The organism is Shewanella sp. SG44-2 (genome assembly GCF_014164215.1).
In the GTDB taxonomy this organism is placed as follows: domain Bacteria; phylum Pseudomonadota; class Gammaproteobacteria; order Enterobacterales; family Shewanellaceae; genus Shewanella; species Shewanella frigidimarina.
Genome location: NZ_JACJEU010000020.1, coordinates 25,555 through 43,259, shown reverse-complemented (window position 1 = coordinate 43,259; position 17,705 = coordinate 25,555). Strand labels below are relative to the sequence as shown.

18 protein-coding genes are annotated in these 17,705 nt (G+C 41.9%); 3 read left to right on the top strand and 15 right to left on the bottom strand.

The window, feature by feature from the left end:
- Positions 1-195: 195 nt before the first annotated feature.
- The 6 genes from H5181_RS14475 to H5181_RS14450 form a co-directional block, all read right to left on the bottom strand.
- The gene (locus tag H5181_RS14475) at positions 196-855 is read right to left on the bottom strand and encodes a response regulator transcription factor (protein ID WP_011636602.1); all 660 of its coding nucleotides are present in this window, start codon (positions 853-855) and stop codon (positions 196-198) included.
- Positions 856-871: 16 nt separating this feature from the next.
- Positions 872-1,768 (bottom strand): FAD:protein FMN transferase, encoded by an 897-nt coding sequence (locus tag H5181_RS14470; protein ID WP_182751363.1) that lies wholly within the window; start codon positions 1,766-1,768, stop codon positions 872-874.
- Positions 1,769-1,824: 56 nt separating this feature from the next.
- Positions 1,825-3,123 carry a DUF3570 domain-containing protein gene (locus tag H5181_RS14465; protein WP_182751362.1) on the bottom strand — a complete coding sequence of 433 codons (1,299 nt, stop codon included), beginning with the start codon at positions 3,121-3,123 and terminating at the stop codon, positions 1,825-1,827.
- Positions 3,114-3,353 (bottom strand): DUF4266 domain-containing protein, encoded by a 240-nt coding sequence (locus H5181_RS14460; RefSeq protein WP_011636599.1) that lies wholly within the window; start codon positions 3,351-3,353, stop codon positions 3,114-3,116. The genes H5181_RS14465 and H5181_RS14460 overlap by 10 nt, the downstream gene beginning before the upstream one ends.
- Positions 3,354-3,357: 4 nt before the next feature.
- On the bottom strand, positions 3,358-3,834 hold the full coding sequence (locus H5181_RS14455; protein ID WP_041413446.1) for a TlpA disulfide reductase family protein: 477 nt from the start codon (positions 3,832-3,834) through the stop codon (positions 3,358-3,360).
- Between the two features lie 152 nt (positions 3,835-3,986).
- Complete coding sequence (locus tag H5181_RS14450) at positions 3,987-4,553, bottom strand: cytochrome b/b6 domain-containing protein (protein WP_182751361.1); 567 nt, start codon at positions 4,551-4,553, stop codon at positions 3,987-3,989.
- A gap of 137 nt (positions 4,554-4,690) precedes the next feature.
- On the opposite strand from H5181_RS14450, the gene H5181_RS14445 reads away from it, so the two are divergent.
- Complete coding sequence (locus tag H5181_RS14445) at positions 4,691-5,092, top strand: hypothetical protein (protein ID WP_011636596.1); 402 nt, start codon at positions 4,691-4,693, stop codon at positions 5,090-5,092.
- A 16-nt stretch (positions 5,093-5,108) separates the two neighbouring features.
- Here the strand turns inward: H5181_RS14445 and H5181_RS14440 are convergent, their stop codons facing one another.
- From H5181_RS14440 to H5181_RS14400, 9 genes are all read right to left on the bottom strand, one after another.
- Positions 5,109-5,318 (bottom strand): DUF3565 domain-containing protein, encoded by a 210-nt coding sequence (locus H5181_RS14440; RefSeq protein WP_011636595.1) that lies wholly within the window; start codon positions 5,316-5,318, stop codon positions 5,109-5,111.
- Between the two features lie 215 nt (positions 5,319-5,533).
- Positions 5,534-7,000, bottom strand: a complete 1,467-nt coding sequence (gene der, locus H5181_RS14435) for a ribosome biogenesis GTPase Der (protein ID WP_011636594.1) — start codon at positions 6,998-7,000, stop codon at positions 5,534-5,536.
- 103 nt (positions 7,001-7,103) lie between these two features.
- Positions 7,104-8,339: an outer membrane protein assembly factor BamB gene (gene bamB, locus H5181_RS14430; RefSeq protein WP_011636593.1), complete on the bottom strand. Its 1,236-nt coding sequence runs from the start codon at positions 8,337-8,339 to the stop codon at positions 7,104-7,106.
- Positions 8,340-8,351: 12 nt separating this feature from the next.
- The gene (locus H5181_RS14425; protein WP_123884573.1) at positions 8,352-8,972 is read right to left on the bottom strand and encodes a tetratricopeptide repeat protein; all 621 of its coding nucleotides are present in this window, start codon (positions 8,970-8,972) and stop codon (positions 8,352-8,354) included.
- Positions 8,973-8,998: 26 nt separating this feature from the next.
- Positions 8,999-10,273, bottom strand: a complete 1,275-nt coding sequence (gene hisS / locus H5181_RS14420; RefSeq protein WP_011636591.1) for a histidine--tRNA ligase — start codon at positions 10,271-10,273, stop codon at positions 8,999-9,001.
- A gap of 98 nt (positions 10,274-10,371) precedes the next feature.
- Positions 10,372-11,487, bottom strand: a complete 1,116-nt coding sequence (ispG, locus tag H5181_RS14415) for a flavodoxin-dependent (E)-4-hydroxy-3-methylbut-2-enyl-diphosphate synthase (RefSeq protein WP_011636590.1) — start codon at positions 11,485-11,487, stop codon at positions 10,372-10,374.
- Positions 11,488-11,518: 31 nt separating this feature from the next.
- Positions 11,519-12,496 (bottom strand): RodZ domain-containing protein, encoded by a 978-nt coding sequence (locus tag H5181_RS14410; protein WP_123884572.1) that lies wholly within the window; start codon positions 12,494-12,496, stop codon positions 11,519-11,521.
- Positions 12,496-13,281, bottom strand: a complete 786-nt coding sequence (pilW, locus tag H5181_RS14405; protein WP_011636588.1) for a type IV pilus biogenesis/stability protein PilW — start codon at positions 13,279-13,281, stop codon at positions 12,496-12,498. The genes H5181_RS14410 and pilW overlap by 1 nt, the downstream gene beginning before the upstream one ends.
- Positions 13,282-13,312: 31 nt before the next feature.
- Complete coding sequence (locus H5181_RS14400) at positions 13,313-14,434, bottom strand: bifunctional tRNA (adenosine(37)-C2)-methyltransferase TrmG/ribosomal RNA large subunit methyltransferase RlmN (protein WP_011636587.1); 1,122 nt, start codon at positions 14,432-14,434, stop codon at positions 13,313-13,315.
- Positions 14,435-14,581: 147 nt separating this feature from the next.
- Between H5181_RS14400 and H5181_RS14395 the strand changes: the two genes are divergently transcribed.
- Entirely contained in the window at positions 14,582-15,631 is a 1,050-nt protein-coding gene (locus H5181_RS14395) for a CNNM domain-containing protein (RefSeq protein ID WP_182751360.1), read from the top strand.
- 221 nt (positions 15,632-15,852) lie between these two features.
- Positions 15,853-17,589, top strand: a complete 1,737-nt coding sequence (locus tag H5181_RS14390) for a bifunctional UDP-sugar hydrolase/5'-nucleotidase (protein WP_123884570.1) — start codon at positions 15,853-15,855, stop codon at positions 17,587-17,589.
- The last annotated feature ends 116 nt before the right edge of the window (positions 17,590-17,705 follow it).

Genomic DNA, 17,705 nt, shown 5'->3' with positions numbered 1-17,705 from the left:
CAACAGGAAACTAATTAATAAAAGTGTGCTATATCCGGCGATGATAAACCAAAGCACTAAACATAAAGCTCGACGATAGAGAATCAGCCCGCTGGAAAGTAAAACATCCTCAAGGCATCCAAAATCAACTTAAAAAGAAAGTGATGAGCCTTTAATTTAAGCCAGACAAAATGTAGAGCCATTAACCCCTAAAGACTATACCGTTTCAGTTAATATATAGCCTATACCACGCACGGTTTTGATCAATTCCGTGGCGGTTTTTTTCCGTAGATGATGAATATGCACTTCAATAGAGTTACTGCCTACTTCATCCCAGCCATAAGTTAACTGTTCAAGTTGATTACGGGTTAACACGCGACCTGCTGATTGAGCAAATTCGAGTAATAATTGATATTCACGACGTGAAAGCGACACTAACTCATCGCGAAAATGAACTTCACAGCGGGCAAAATCAATGTTGAGTGCACCGTAGCTAAATTGGTTATTATCTAGGCCATGTTGGCGTCGAATAATCGCTTTAAGCCTCGCGATTAATTCCCTCACATCAAAAGGCTTACTTAAATAATCATCTGCACCAATATCTAAACACATTAAGCGAGTGTCAAAATCTGTATTTGCGGTCAACACAATTATAGGTAACGAGATACCATTTTTACGCCACTGTTTTAATAAGTCAGCACCATTGCCATCGGGTAAACTTAAATCGAGAATAATGGCGCTAAAATCTTCATTTTCTAAGGCGATTTGTGCTTGATTATATGATGCTAAATGATCGACCTGAATACCTGATTTAGCTAAACTCATCACGATGCCTTGTGCTAACAGCTTATTATCTTCTACTAATAACACCCGCATTCAGTACCCTTATTCATTAACGAAACACCTTAAAATCGACACCTTGTTGCTGTAAAAAATCTTCAGCATCAGCTCCTTTTAGCATCGACATTGTGGCCAACATTCCAGCCATAACACAATTGGGCGCCAGCACAGTGACAGATAATGGCGCTTGTTCTACGGGGTATCCCGTTTGAGGATTAATAATATGCCCATAACGTTTACCGTCTACCTCAATATAGCGCCGAGTAGTGCCACTAGTGGCTAACGCACCTTGGCGAATAGTTAACAGTGCTGCAGCGTTATCAAGCTTATGCGGGTTTTCAATCCCTACCTGCCAGCCATCACTTTTGGTGACAGGGCAAGTAATGTCGCCCCCAAAGTTGACTAATACCGATTGATTTGGCCAACGATTCGTTAATATTTGTGCAGTGCGATCAACCGCATATTCCTTACCTATACCGCCAAAGTCGACACTCATGCCTGCAGGCATGCAAACGGTCTTATCAGTCAATGCAATGCGATCAAAACCCACCTTAAGCAAAGCGGCATCAATATCAGTTTGTAACGGCACTCGATGGTTACCATCAAAGCGCCATAACGCCATTAAAGGACAGGCACTGATATCAAAAGCTGATTCGCTTAATTGAAAACACTGTTGAGCAAACTGTAATAAATGAGCTGTTTCGGCATCGATCGGTGTGGTTTCACCTTGGGCATGGTTTAACTGCCAAACTATGTTACCTTCAATAAAACGGCTGAATTTATGTTCTATACGCTTTGCTTCGTCATAAGCAATAGTCAGCATTTGCCTCGCAGTATGCTCATCATCAACCGCCATTAATAATTCACATGGACTAGCCATAGCGTTAAATGAACCTAAAAAGCCCCAAGGACGAGGCTGTAAGCTCATCACTTTTGGGGCTTTTGACATTGTTTTGAGTGGTTCAAGCAAATTAAATGACTCTATTTATTGATGATACGTTCATCTTAAAACGAATAACTCACTTGAGCTACTATCGCCTTCACCGCTGGGAATAAATCGTAGTTTTGTAGCTGACCAGGTATCTCTGTGCCATTATTTTCAGGATTTTGCTGATAATATTCAATACGATAACTTAGTTCATGGCCACCCGATAAACGCTGACCAAATTTAAGCCCTATAGTGTAAGCCGTCATATCACCAATGCGATAATCTGCGCTGGCATACTCAGGTATTGCATCGCCACTCATTAAGAATGGTTGATAAAACTCAGCGGCTTGCTGCTGGTAATAACGCAAGTGTAATTGTCCGTACATACTTGGGCTAAAATAGTAGCGATAATGGGTCTCTAAAGTATGCGATTGAATGTCCCAATCATCAGTGCTGTAACGATATGAAAAATCAACTACACCTGAATCCAGCGCGCCTTTAGTAAGTAACAACACACTGTGCTTAAGGCGTGAGTCTGGACGATTTTCGTAACGGTAAGCTTGTGTTTGACCGTTAACATCGACCTCACTAAGGATCTTGTACGGGTCAGTCATGTAGCCTGACACACTTGATAAACCATAGTTAGCTTGCATCAACCAATTACGATTAATAATCTGAGTTACGCCAAACATAATATCGCTTGTTTGTTTAGTATCATCGTCCGCTAAACGAGTTTGATCGAAGGCTACTTGATAATCGGCATCGTTGGCATAATTACCACGAAATACCATTTCTGACATTGCCACTGGGCGGCCGCCAACAGGATCAACTACATCATTGGTAAAAGCACCCGACAATGACAACGTTGTGTTATTTTTATTAAAACTTCGCTCAAGACCACCATTAATACCCATTGAAAGATAATCAAACTCTTTCGAACCATACACGCCAATATTACCAGTCCAATCTTGATTAAGCACTTCTTGCCAATTAGCACTTAGCTGAACACGAGTATCATGAAAGGTATCGTCCAGCGGGGTATCACCAGCAGCAACAGTGTATTGGCCATCACCCGATGGACGCGTGAAAGTTTGACTGTCACTTTGGGCCACTGCACCAGAAGCTGATGCACCAGTTAAACTGTCGACCACAATTTTAAGGTCCAATAACGAACTATCACCAAAGGCTTTTTGTACATTACCAATCGCTTCTGCGGCTTGAACACGGTCCTGCTCACCATAATACATAATGGCAGCATCGACCTTCCAATCATCAGTGGCAGGAATAGGTTCTGCAGCACTGGCCTGTTGACTCAACAAACTACAGCTTGCCAATGCCAACGCACTGGCAATACTTTGCTTAGATGTTAGTTGCATCCACAACCTCCGCCCGCTAATGAGCGACCACCACTGGTGCCTTCTTTGCTAAAGTAAATATGATCATCTAACGCGAGATCGAGTTTTTCGCTGTTCAAAGCCATATCAGCACGGGCTAATTGATCTTTTTCCCAAGGTTGTACACCTAAGCTCGAACAGCCAACCAAACTACTGACAATGGCTAATGCCACGGCAGCTTTGGCAAATGGTTGATAAAATGCTTTTGTCATCAATTTACTCCTGTAACAACATTTGGATTTCTTGTTCGTAGGCGGGAATGTTTTCAGTAAAAAAACCCATGTGAGTTTGCACTAATTCACCTTTACGATTGAACAAAAAGCTACTTGGCATACCCTGTAAGTCAAAGGCTTGAGCGATATCACCTTCAGGATCAAAACGAAGATTAAATGTTGCTGGCAGCTTGCTCAAAAACTCATGGGCTAAGGCGGTATCAACATCAAGATTAATCGCTACAACCTCTAAACCTTGCTGTTGATATTTAGCCTGAATTGCATTCATCCACGGAAATGATTTACGGCACGGAGCACACCAAGATGCCCAAAAATCAACATAAACCACTTTGCCAGCAAACTGTTGCAGACTCACACTTGCGCCTTGTTGATCTAACACATCATGTTCTAATGAGGGAGCGGCTTGAGCTTGGGCATTAACACCTAACCCAATAGCCAAACTCAACGCGATAAACTTAATGTTACGAAAATGACAAAATAACCCAATTGACATCATATTTTCACCTAATGAACCGATAGCAAACAACATAAGCCACCAATCTTAAGATTTACTTAAGCATTGTAAAGATATCGTAAAGACCATTTATGCCATTCAAAAAAAGGAAACTAACATTAGCCGCCAATCATTTTCGACACGATGCCTTTATCGTTGCCTGACTCCGCCACTAAAATCCCTGCTAAATGTAAACTAATAAAAGGGATGAAATACCACAATGCCAACTTATGAATCGTTTCAGCCTGCTGTTCTATTGCTTCAGAACCAAACTTGAGTAACAAACCTGTTATTACCGATAACGCTACGCCGGCATAAAAGACCCAATACACCCATGCCTGAAACTTTTGCTTTGTGGTAGCTTGGCGTGAAAAAGGTGACGGATAATGCAGACCAAATTTAGCCATATAAACAAACCGAGCGAATACAAATACCCCAACCGCATAGCCAAAATAAATATGCCACTGGAACATAACGCCACGAATACCTTTGGCAATGCTCACCGCTTGTTTATCGGTAATAATGACATCTATTTTCGCTAAGCCTTGATGAATTATGGCGGCCATATGGTTTTTCTCCATCCACCCAAGCCTTAGTAATACAGTTAATAACATCACCATCATAGTCAATGCCAATCCCCAATGAATAAGACGATGGAGTCGTGGATAAGTAGTCTGTGTTTGCATAAAAACCTCGGTAGGATTGCGATGATGGGGGCCATTATCACGCCGGAATCTTAACAATCACTTATGGATAACAAAAATCGGAAAATAATCTAAAACATGACACTATGGCGATAAAATAACTTTGAACGGACTCACACATGACTCATTTTCTGCACAAAACTCGACAAACAGCATTATTCCTTGCAGGTATAGGCACGTCATTAGGCGGGCTTTATACCTTATTCCCACAATGGGCTGTCGAAAATCTTAACCAACTAACCTATCAGCCCAGTGACACGATATTTATTCAGCATTGGGGATTTATGGTATTAATGGTTGGATGCAGTTTTTTTATTGCGATGGTGCGTTCAACTTGGATAAAGCCGCTATTTTGCATTGCGCTCATTGAAAAGCTGTTTTTTGTTAGCTTGGTATTGAGTCATGCCAATCAAGCTTTTGTCGATGGGTTTTGGTTATCAATGGTAATGGACAGCATGATATGTACTTACATTGCCGCGTATTTATGGTGGTGTCGAGCCACTGGTGATTTAACGTCTTAAGATAGGTAAACTCAATTTAGTCGACACTATCTGGCGGTGCCGCAACATCGCATTTTTTACAATTAAGGATCATTCCTAATTGTTGTTGCCGACCTTCGATTGTCGTCACCCAAAGGCGAACAGTCCAAGGCGGATTATGGCGTACATGCTGAAAGTGACCACAGCCTAATTCTGCCACCCAATGCTGTTCTTCATCCAAATGATAACCGATAATTTTTTGCTGCATCCTAGTTCACCCAATCTTCAATGTCTTAGATCACCATAGAATGAAAATTTTCTGCTGAAACAATAATACCAATAGCAATTCAAATAACACGAGCACGGTTTACACCTACAAAAAAGCCTGAACAAGTCAGGCTTTTTGAGCGATAAATAACGTAGTTCAATACTAAGTTATTCCAATCCTAAGTTATTCCAATACTAAGTTATTCCAATACTATATTACTTAGTACGATCGCGAATGTGGCTCATTGCACGCTTACGACGACGCTCTTGACCTACGGTCAATTTCTCGGTTCTACCTTCAAACGGGTTAGCACCTTCATGGAAACGTAACTGAATTGGCGTACCAACTACTTTTAATGAACGACGGAAGTAGTTCATCATGTAGCGCTTGTACGAATCAGGTAGCTTCTTAACTTGGTTACCATGAATAACTACGATTGGTGGGTTATAACCGCCAGCGTGAGCATATTTAAGCTTTACACGACGACCATTCACCAATGGTGGTTGATGATCATCTTGCGACATTTGCATAACACGAGTAAGCATTGATGTGCTTACACGACGTGTAGCACTGTCGTAGGCTTCTTCAATTGACTCATATAAATGACCAACACCAGTGCCATGTAATGCCGAAATAAAGTGAATACGGGCGAAATCGATAAAGCCTAAACGGCGATCAAGTTCGCTTTTAACACGGTCTTTGACTTTTTGATCAATACCGTCCCACTTATTTATCGCAATAACTAATGCACGACCTGCGTTTAAGGTAAAACCTAATAAACCAAGATCTTGTTCTGCAATCCCTTCGCGCGCATCGATAACTAACAATACTACGTTAGCATCTTCAACTGCTTTCAAGGTTTTAATTACCGAGAATTTCTCAATAACTTCATTTACTTTACTGCGACGACGAACACCAGCAGTATCAATTAATACGTACTCTCTACCTTCGCGTGACATTGGAATGTAAATACTGTCACGAGTGGTGCCTGGCTCGTCATAAACAACAACACGTTCTTCGCCGAGGATACGGTTAATCAGTGTTGATTTACCCACGTTAGGCTTACCAATAATAGCGAGCTTAATCGGTAAGTTTTGCAGGCGTTCTTGTTCGGCTTCAGCTTCTTCTTCAGTGTATTCACGTTCAACTTGCTCGCCTTCTTCGTCGAGTTCGCGAACAATACCCATAGCTTCGGCATAAGGCGTTAGTGCGTAGTCAATCATGTTGGTCACACCACGGCCTTGCGCGGCAGCCATTTGATAGACTTCACCTAAACCTAGAGACCAAAATTCACCACAAGCAGAATCGGCATCAATACCGTCAACTTTGTTGGCAACCACAAAAGTGACTTTATCGCGGCTACGTAAATGCTGAGCAATCGCTAAATCGGCAGCCGTCATACCAGCACGAGCATCGGTCATAAATAATACGACATCAGCTTCTTCAATCGCGGCCAATGACTGTTCAGCCATTTTGGTTTCGATCCCTTCTTCGCTGCCATCAATACCGCCAGTATCAACAACGATAAACTCGTAGCCAGCTAAAAAAGCACGGCCGTATTTACGGTCACGTGTTAAACCTGGGAAATCAGCGACTAACGCATCACGAGTACGAGTAAGACGGTTAAATAATGTCGATTTGCCGACATTCGGTCGCCCTACAAGGGCCACAACAGGGATCATGATTTTGCCTCTAAAAAACTTTTCAATAAAAAGCCCCCGGAACGCTTCCAGGGGCTCTAGTAAGGACATTATACCTTAATTAACGCAAAAATAGTGCTATGACTTATTCCGCATTAGTTTCAGTATCTTCCTCTACATTCATTTGTTCTTCTTTGTTCAACATAACAATAGCGATTTTGCCACTACGACCTTGAACATAGATTTTGTCACCCACAACTAAAGGTTGGGCATATAATCCATTACTATCAACTTGAACTCGGCCAACTATATCGCCGCTATTACGGTCAATAAAATGTAAGTAACCTTCAAAGTCGCCGACAACAATATAGTTATCAATTACTGCTGGTGCTGTTAACTCACGGTTTTTAAGGACTGAAGTGCTCCATAATTCTAAACCATTACGGCGATCGACTGAGTAAATTCGGCTATGATCATCGACCAAATACAGACTAATACCTGCAGCAGCTAAATCATTAAAGCTTGAATATTTACGCGACCAAACAACACGACCACTACGAAGTTCCATAGACACTAAGTTACCATTGTAACTAGCAACATACAGATTTTCGCCCAGTACTAATGGCGTCATATCAATATCAGCCATCCGGGTGAACTCATTTGCGCCGGTTGGACTAAAGACGGGTTGTTCCCAAGCAGCCTGACCATTACTTTTAACGACAACAGCCACCTTACCGTCTGCTGTACCTAAAAAGAAACCGCCCGCTTCATATGCTGCAGAACCAGTACCACGTAAAGTCAGGTTTGGCAGTTGCATTTCATAGGTCCATAACTTTTTACCGTTATCGATATTAAATGCTTCAAATGCGCCTTTACTGGTATTTACCGCAACAACATCTTCTGCCACTGTCGGCGCCGATAATAACTCGCCATTTGCTTGCGCAGACCACACAACGTCACCGGTTGCTTCGTCAAGCGCAACCAATAAACCCGTTTCGCCACCAACAAAGACTTTATTACGTGCAGCTGTAACACCTGCTGCTAAACGAAGCCCCTTGGTTTTAGTTTCAAGCTTCTCTTCAAAGACGTCATTGAAGTCTTGCTTCCAAAGCTCATCACCGGTTGTTTCATCAAAAGCAACCACAATACCGCTGCGATCGGCGACAAACACCTTGCCGTAACGAACGGTAGGACGAAGTTGCGAGTAATAATCGCCTACACCATCGCCGACACTGGTATCCCAAGTGACCTCAGGAAAAACGGTTGCTTGTATATCAACTAATTCACTCACAGGCTCTTCTTCAACATCACTTGAAGAACAAGCAGACATAAGAGCAACACTTAACCCAACGGCAAGTAGATTTTTACACCACGACTTCATCGGCTAAATTCCTTATGCCTTGTTTAGATTGTCTAATTTCATGGTCAACGCTGGACTGGCTAACGCACCACCATTATCCACTGCTGCTTGATAAGCTGATTTGGCTTTATCCAAATCACCTTGACGCACTAAAAAGTCGCCTTTTAATTCTTCGCGTTGTGAAGCAAATGCTTTATCAGTCACTTGTTCTAACGTCGCTAACGCCATACCTAAATTGTTTTGCTCAGCTTGGATACGCGCTAAACGGATCATCGCTACCATGCCTAAACCAGAACCAGGTTGCGCAGCAATCACTTTTGTAAATGATGCTTCTGCTTTGGCTAAATCGCCGGCTTCAACAGCGGATTTTGCCACCATTAATTCTAGTAACGCTTGATAACCTTGCTGATCATGTTCTGATGTAAAGCTTTCTGCCTGAACCAATAACGCAGCAGGGTTAGCCGACTGTGTCACGATAGACTGAAACGACTCAGAAGCTTCTTCAGCCGCAGTCACTTTCATGTCAGAATAAGTATTCCAACCATATAGACCACCAAGGCCTACTACGGCACCAACGACAATCGAGGTACCATAATCTTTCCAGAACTGCTTGATAGCATCTACTTGTTGTTCTTCTGTGCTATAAATTTCCACTTGCACTTCCCCTTTAAAATCTGTTCTTAAATCAGTTCTGCAATTTTAGCTACGAGTTCACTACGCGTAACCAATTGTTGTTCATTGTTTGTTCTTAACGGCTTAATGGCAACTTGATTGTTGGCTATTTCGTTTTCACCAATAATCAACGCAAATTGGGCACCGCTTTTATCAGCGCGTTTCATTTGCTTTTTAAAGTTACCACCACCGCAATGGCTCATGACTTTAAGCGTTGGCAACTGTTGACGCAACTCTTGAGCTACTTTAATGGCTTCAACGACACAATTTTCACCCATTGCAGTGACATAAACGTCCACTTCAGGGGCAATATCACTGGTTAACTCAAGCGTTTCAAGCAAAAGCACAATACGCTCAAGTCCCATAGCAAAGCCAACCGCAGGTGTGTCTTTACCACCAAGTTGGCCGACTAAACCATCGTAGCGTCCACCTGCTAATACTGTACCTTGAGAGCCCAAACTAGTGGTAACCCATTCAAATACAGTGCGGTTATAATAATCTAAACCACGGACTAAACGCGGATTGATGGTGTATTGGATGCCAACAGCGTCTAAGAGTTCACACAAAGTTGAAAAATGTGTCTTAGAGTCTTCACCAAGGTAATCCATCAATGCTGGTGCATCGCCTAAAATGGCTTGCACTTGCGGATCTTTACTGTCTAACACTCGCAATGGATTTGAATACATGCGACGTTGACTATCTTCATCCAACTTATCTTTGTGCTGCTCTAGAAATGCGATTAAAGCATCACGGTAAGCGGCGCGCTCAGCGGGGTCGCCTAGCGTATTAAGCTCTAGTGCAACGTGTTCTTTAATGCCGAGTAAATCCCATAAACGGGCAGATAACATTAATACTTCAGCATCAATGTCGGCGCTACCAATACCATACACTTCAACACCAAACTGGTGGAATTGACGGTAACGACCTTTTTGCGGACGCTCATGACGAAACATGGGACCCATATACCATAAACGTTGTTCTTGGTTATACAGCAGACCATGTTCATTACCAGCACGAACGGTTGAAGCCGTACCTTCTGGGCGTAAGGTTAAACTGTCACTGTTACGGTCTTCAAAAGTATACATTTCCTTTTCAACAATATCGGTCACTTCACCAATAGAGCGCTTGAAAAGATCTGTACTTTCAACGATGGGAGTGCGAATTTCGCTATAACCAAATGCACTAACTGATGAACGCAATACTGCTTCGACTTTTTGCCATAAAGGACTTTGCGTAGGCAGAATATCGTTCATTCCGCGAATTGCTTGGATTTGCTTTGCCACTGTTAACGTGTCCAATTCTTGAATTAGCTTGCGCTAATAAAATGTAAATATACCCTCAACATCGACAACACTTAGATTGCCATGCACAGGATTAATGATTATTCAGTTTTGTCGGTGATAGCGATGCGGTTGGCCATCATACTCGCTTTAGCACGGATCTTGGCTTCTAAACCATCGATGATTTTATTGTTATCAAAGCGCTCTTTTTGACGTACTCCGTCATCATAATAACCGCTCTTAGCATGGCCGCCAGTTAAGCCGATATCAGACACTAACGCTTCGCCTGGACCATTGACTACGCAACCAATAATTGACACATCCATTGCAGTGGTAATGTCTTCAAGACGACGTTCAAGTTCATTGACGGTACTAATCACATCAAACTCTTGGCGCGAACAAGAAGGACAAGCAATAAAGTTAATGCCACGGCTACGAATACGTAGCGACTTTAAAATATCAAAACCAACTTTAATTTCTTCAACCGGATCGGCCGCTAACGAAATACGTAAAGTATCACCAATGCCTTCAGCTAATAACATGCCTAAACCGACAGCTGATTTAACGGAACCTGCACGCATGCCGCCGGCTTCGGTAATACCAAGATGTAACGGTTGACGAATTTGTTTAGCCAGCAGACGGTATGATGCGACAGCAAGGAAAACATCTGACGCTTTAACGCTGACTTTAAATTGATCAAAGTTCAAACGGTCCAAAATATCCACATGACGCATCGCTGATTCAAATAATGCTTCAGGCGTTGGTTCACGATATTTGTCCATTAAGTCTTTTTCAAGCGAGCCACCATTCACTCCGATACGGATGGGAATGTTTTTATCGCGCGCGCACTCAACCACACTACGAATGCGTTCTTCATTACCAATATTACCAGGGTTAATACGCAGGCAATCTGCACCGTATTCAGCGACTTTAAGCGCGATACGATAATCGAAATGAATATCGGCCACTAATGGCACATTGACAGACTGTTTGATAATTTTAAACGCTTCAGCATCATCCATGGTCGGCACTGAAACACGTACAATATCAGCGCCCACTTTTTCTAATGCTCGAATTTGAGCTACGGTGGCGGCAACATCGGTAGTTTTAGTATTCGTCATCGATTGGACGGCAATCGGCGCACCATCACCAATAGGCACATTGCCTACATAAATTCGGGTAGATGGTCTGCGAATAATTGGGGATTCGTTATACATGCAAATATGCTCTACTGCTGTTGCTAAAGCATTATGACGCTTTAGGCAGGGTTAATCTTGCAACTCGACCGTTGGCAAACTCAGCTAAACTGACGTTATTGCCATCGAGGCTGATGCTGGCTACTTGAGGCGCACCCAAAATCACTTTAAAAGGTTTTATTCCGCGAACTTCAATTCGTTGTGCCGCATTTTTCACGCCATCAACCATCACTTTGCCATTAGCATCGGTTACGTTAACCCAGCAGTCACCCGTGAGCTCAATGGTTAACACGCTCTCGGCACCTGCTAAGCTAGTATCTGCTGTTGATGAAGATACAATATTAGTACTTTCAACAACACTGCTAGCGGGTAATGACTGTGAAGCAGTCGCTGCATCTTGGGCCGTTTGAATCAGTTTGTCCTCGGCTTCTATTGCTGCCTGATCAGCCACATCTGTTGCACTAACATTGCCTTCGTTATCTAAACCATTACCACTGGATTGTACAGAGCCACTTCTAATGATCTGTTGCGGTTCAGGCATATTACTTTCAGCTGCAATTTCTTCAACAGTAGGCTGTGATAAATCAATATTGGTTAGTAACGATGATTTTTGTACCCACCACAGCACTAACATGGCAATCAATACAGCAACAATAAGGTAGGTCACTAAATTAAGACGACTATTACGAGCTTGATGAGTCGTCTTACGTGAAAAACTTTGCATTGCAGGCGCAACAATTTCAGGCAACTGATGGCTTAAACATTGTTGAATTTGGTTAATATCGGCATTCACAACACGGGCATAATTTTTAATATAACCTCTAACGTATGTGGTAGAGGCAATATTAACAAATATGTCGTTTTCAAGATCATTGATAATCTTGGGACGTAAATGCAATTGGGTTGCTACGGTCTCAAGTGAGAGTCCCTTTGCTTCGCGAGCCGCTTTTAAAATGGCGCCAGCAGTAACAACATCCTTTAACAATGGCGCTTTTTCTGCGTCTTGTTCTACTTCGAATTCTTTAGTCATTAATTCAAGTTAGCTCTATAATTTTTGGCTTGTGGAGATGCAGGAAACTTCGCAATGAGTAAAATGCCAAATCGTTTTACGGCCTCTATATCATTTGCCGCCCGCTCAATCTTAATCCCTAAGGCTAAACTTTCTGCTGATTCGCTAGCAACTCGATGGTATCTTGCGAGTTGTTCGCGCGCATTGCCGTAGTCAGCATCTTCCATGGCTAACTCGGTTAACTCTAATAACGTTACTTTACGTCTTTGATCATACTTTAACGCCATATTAAAATACTGTCGCGCTTTTTCTTTATCACCGGCTTTACGGCTGCATACGCCTAAGTTTTCATAACTCGATGCGGTACGGGTATATTTAGGTGTTTCAATCGCCGCAAGAAACATTTTCTCAGACTCAGCAAAATTATTTTGCTGACATAAAAACACCCCAAAATTATTCCGTGCATCACCAGTAACATCACTCAAGCTAATGGCTTTTTTATATGACTCTTCTGTTCGTTCTATATCACCAACAGTTTGATAATAATAAGCCATTGCCATATGAACTTCACTGATATTCGGCGCATATTCAACAGCTTTATTTAAATTATACTTGGCTTGTTCGCTATTACCACGATTTAGATAAGTTAACCCAAGTTGCATTCGTTCTCTAGCGGCCCCCTGCTTATCAAACCGACGCTCTGCTACAGGGGTATCAGTACCGCTGTAAGTGCGCTCAGTCACACAAGCAGTGACAGATAAAGCCACTAATGTAATTAGACCAACCTTTTGCATTCCGTGCTTCATTTATAAGCCTATTATCTATGCAAACAACGAGTTATTCCATTGTGACTGAAATCTGATTCTGTTGCATTTGTTTTTTTGCTAAACGCTTTGTTCTATCACGAATATCACCGGCTAATTGGCCACAAGCAGCATCAATATCATCACCACGGGTTTTACGAACAATCACCGTTAGGCCATGTTCCATCAACACTTTAGAAAAACGATCTATGCGTGAGTTAGATGAACGACCGTAAGGAGAACCAGGATACGGGTTAAACGGGATTAAGTTAATCTTACATGGAGTATCTTTCATTAGTATCGCGAGTTCATGCGCTTGGTCTGTGCTGTCATTAATATGATCAAGCATGACATATTCAACCGTCACGCGGCCGCGATTTGCATTAGACTTTTCTAAATAGCGACGAATGCCCGCTAAAAATTCTTGTAATGGATATTTTTTATTAACTGGAACCAACACATCGCGCAGTTCATCATTAGGTGCATGAATACTTACCGCTAATGCGACGTCAATGGCGTCACCTAATTTATCAAGTGCAGGTACTACACCAGACGTTGATAACGTCACTCGACGTTTAGATAAACTAAAACCAAAATCATCTAGCATAATATCCATCGCAGGGATCACGTTAGCAAGGTTAAGCAAAGGCTCACCCATACCCATCATCACTACGTTAGAAATTGGTCGATCGCCAGTATCTTTGTGGAAACCTAAAAATTGCGATACACGCCAAACTTGGCCAATAATTTCAGATACCGTTAAGTTACGATTAAAACCTTGTTGGCCCGTTGAGCAGAAAGTACATTCTAAAGCACAGCCGACTTGTGATGACACACACAAGGTCGCACGGTCTTCTTCAGGAATGTATACGGTTTCAACTTCTTGGCCTTGGCCAACATTGATAGCAAATTTAATAGTGCCATCATTCGACTTTTGAAAACTCGCAATTTCAGGCGCAACTATTTCACACTTTGCTGCAAGCTTGGTGCGCAACACTTTGTTTATGTTGTTCATTTCTTCAAAGTCAGTAACACCAAAGTGATAAACCCACTTCATTAACTGATCGGCACGAAACGGTTTTTCGCCCATTTCACTGAACAACGCCCGTAGTCCTTTACGATCAAGATCTAATAAATTGATTTTCTTTACACTCATTCGCCTAACCTCAAAACACCAAAACCTGTAACAGGGCGGCGAATTATACAGTTAGCATCACGTTTTAGCCAGTATATCTGCATCTAGTGATATGTTAGTATTACTGTAGGCTATATGGCCTTCTACGAGGAAGTTTTTACCCACACTATGTTTACCCTTTTATTGATTGTTTCCTTTGCTATTTTGATTTCCTTTTTGTGTAGTATTTTTGAAGCCGTTCTCTTATCTGTTACTCCAAGTTATATCGCAACCCTGAAAGAAACTAACCCCTTTATTGCTGCGCAACTCGATAAGCAAAAGCAAAATATTGACTCTCCTTTAGTGTCTATCCTAACGCTAAATACCATCTCACATACCATGGGTGCTTCTGTTGCAGGCGCACAGGCGGCTATTGTGTTTGGTAGTCATATGCTCGGAGTATTCTCTGCGGTTCTGACTTTTTTAATTTTGTTCCTCTCAGAAATCATTCCTAAAACATTAGGGGCTAATCATTGGCGTAAATTGGCGCCATCGGTATCGGTTTGTTTATTCTGGATGGAAAAAATAACTATGCCTTTAATTTGGATGTCTCAAAAGGTCACCAATCTCTTAGGCAAAGGTAATAACGGTCAATACATTCGTCAAGAACTCAGCGCAATGAGTAAAATGGGTAAAGACAGTGGTGAGCTAAGTGAGCAAGAATCACAGATTTTAACCCAAATGTTATCGATGAAAGACATGCACGTCAGCGACATAATGACCCCCCGCACTGTGATATTTAAATTATCGACTCACATCACTCATGCGCAATTTACCGACCAATATTTGTCGAGTCCGTTTACTCGTTTTCCGATTTACCAAGGTGACCGAGACAATGTGATTGGTTATGTTAATCGTAATGACATTATTCTTCAGTCTCGCCAAACACCAGATACCGAAATTGGTACTCATTTAAAAACGCTACTTGCTGTCCCCTCTTCAGTAAGAGTATTGCCACTGTTTCAATTAATGATAAAACGTAATGCTAAAATGGCATTAGTGGTTGATGAATATGGCTCAAGTGAAGGGATAGTGACAATTGAAGACATCATCGAAACCTTAATTGGTTTAGAAATCGTTGATTCAAAGGATTTAGCTCCCAATATGCAAGCTCTGGCACGTAAGCTGTGGCAACGACGTATCAAGAATAAAGGTTTGGTTATATATGATGATAATTAACTTGGTTAATTAAGCCACTTGTATACAAATACATAATCAAAAAAATCAATTGTTAACACTCTTTTATCGCATTTTTTAATACAAACTGTATTGGCTATATTCAGCTAATTTGTACCATCATTTTCGTAATTTGAGCTGCAATATAAAGATCACAAAAACGCGCAGCGATAACATGTTTACCTAAATTAGTATAAGATAGCGACATTAAATTGAGGGAAAAAATGTCACATATTTATCGTTTATCTATAGCTCATATTAATGACACTCATTCTAACTTCGAACCTAGTCCAGTCCAATTTAGCCTGACAGCCCAGCAACACACTTATACACTTGAGGGCCATTCAGGTGGCTATGCGCGTTTAGGTTACCAAATAGAACAGGCAAGGCAGCAAGCCGCGGCCGAACTAACTCCATTTCTATTTTTACATGGCGGCGATAGCTTTCAGGGCACTTTATATTTCAGAGAGTTTCAAGGTGCGGCTAATGCACACCTCCTTAACTTACTCAAACCTGATGCTATGGTATTGGGTAATCACGAAATCGATGCAGGTAACAGCCCTGTACAAGCTTTTTTGAACCGTATCGATTTTCCGGTATTAGCCGGCAATATGGATTTAAGCGCAGAAGATAGACATAAAACAGGTCGATTATACGGCCACCCAATGTTGTACGACTTTGATGACAGCACCAGAACAGCAAAAGTACTGATAAAGCCATTTCACGATACCCAGATGGCTATTATTGGTATTACCTTAGACCAAATGCATTTAATCGCTAGGCCGGACCCCGATACTCATTTTGTTAATGCTATCGACACCACCCATAAAACAGTTCAAAAACTGAAACAACAAGGTATTAACCATATTATTGTACTAAGCCACCTAGGTTTAGACCAAGACCAAGAACTTGCTGCCAGTGTCGACGGCATAAGCCTAATTGTCGGCGGACATTCTCATACACTTCAAGGTAGTATGAGTAACATTGGCTTAAGCGATATTCCTTACGCCGAAACGATAAACTCAACGCCAATTTTGCATGCCGGAAAATATGCAGAAACACTGGGTCTTGCCCAAATCAATTTTGATTCAAATGGCAAAGTAACCGAGCTTATCGGTAATAATTATTTTATGCTTGATGACAATATTCAAGTCAGCACCAAAGACGGACAGCCTGCCGATAGCGCTATTGCAGCTGATTTAATCGAGCAGTTGTTCACCCATCCAAGTATTAAAGACGCTCAGCATGATGATGCTATTCATCAGGTCATTCATAGCCAATACCGCCCATCATTAGATGCGCTAGAAAACCAAATACTGGCTCATATACCTCGAAACTTTGTTCACACTAGGTTACCCAGCAAACAGCTCCCTCATGGCAGTGAAATAGCCCCTTGGGTGAGTCGTAGCATGTATAAAGCGGCTAAATACATTGAGCCAAATATCGATTTTGCACTGCATAATGCTGGGGGGGTGAGGCAATCGCTCAATAAAGGTCAGTTATCACTTGCTGATGTTGTTGGCCGCATTCTGCCATTCGAATTACCCCTAACGCTGTATCAAATTATGGGTAAACACATTATTGAAGCATTAGAATCGTCCATCAATAGCGCGACCAATAATGGCATTGTTGGTACAGGAGCGGGCAGTTTCCCCTATCCTTATGGATTGCGCTACTTCTATGATGGTAAGCGAATTAAAGGCCAGCGGATCACCCAGATTGATATCTACAAGCAGGATCAATGGCAAACTCTTGAATCCAATAAACTGTATATTGGTGTATCAAGTGCTTATACCGCTGCGGGTAAGGAAGGATATGATGCACTATTGCATGCTCACTGGCAGCAACCGATGAGCAATCAAACACTCCCTGAAGCTTTTATCGATTTTGTTAGCCAGCATGGACATCTCATTACGGGACAACTGTTTGCAAATGTACATTATATTAGCCACCGCGACTAAACGATGGCTTCATGTATCTAGATGACAATACCCAACAGAGAATACCTAACAGAAAATACCTAACAGCTGATAGAAGACAATAATTCGCGGTAGATCACAGACCAGAATGAGTAGAA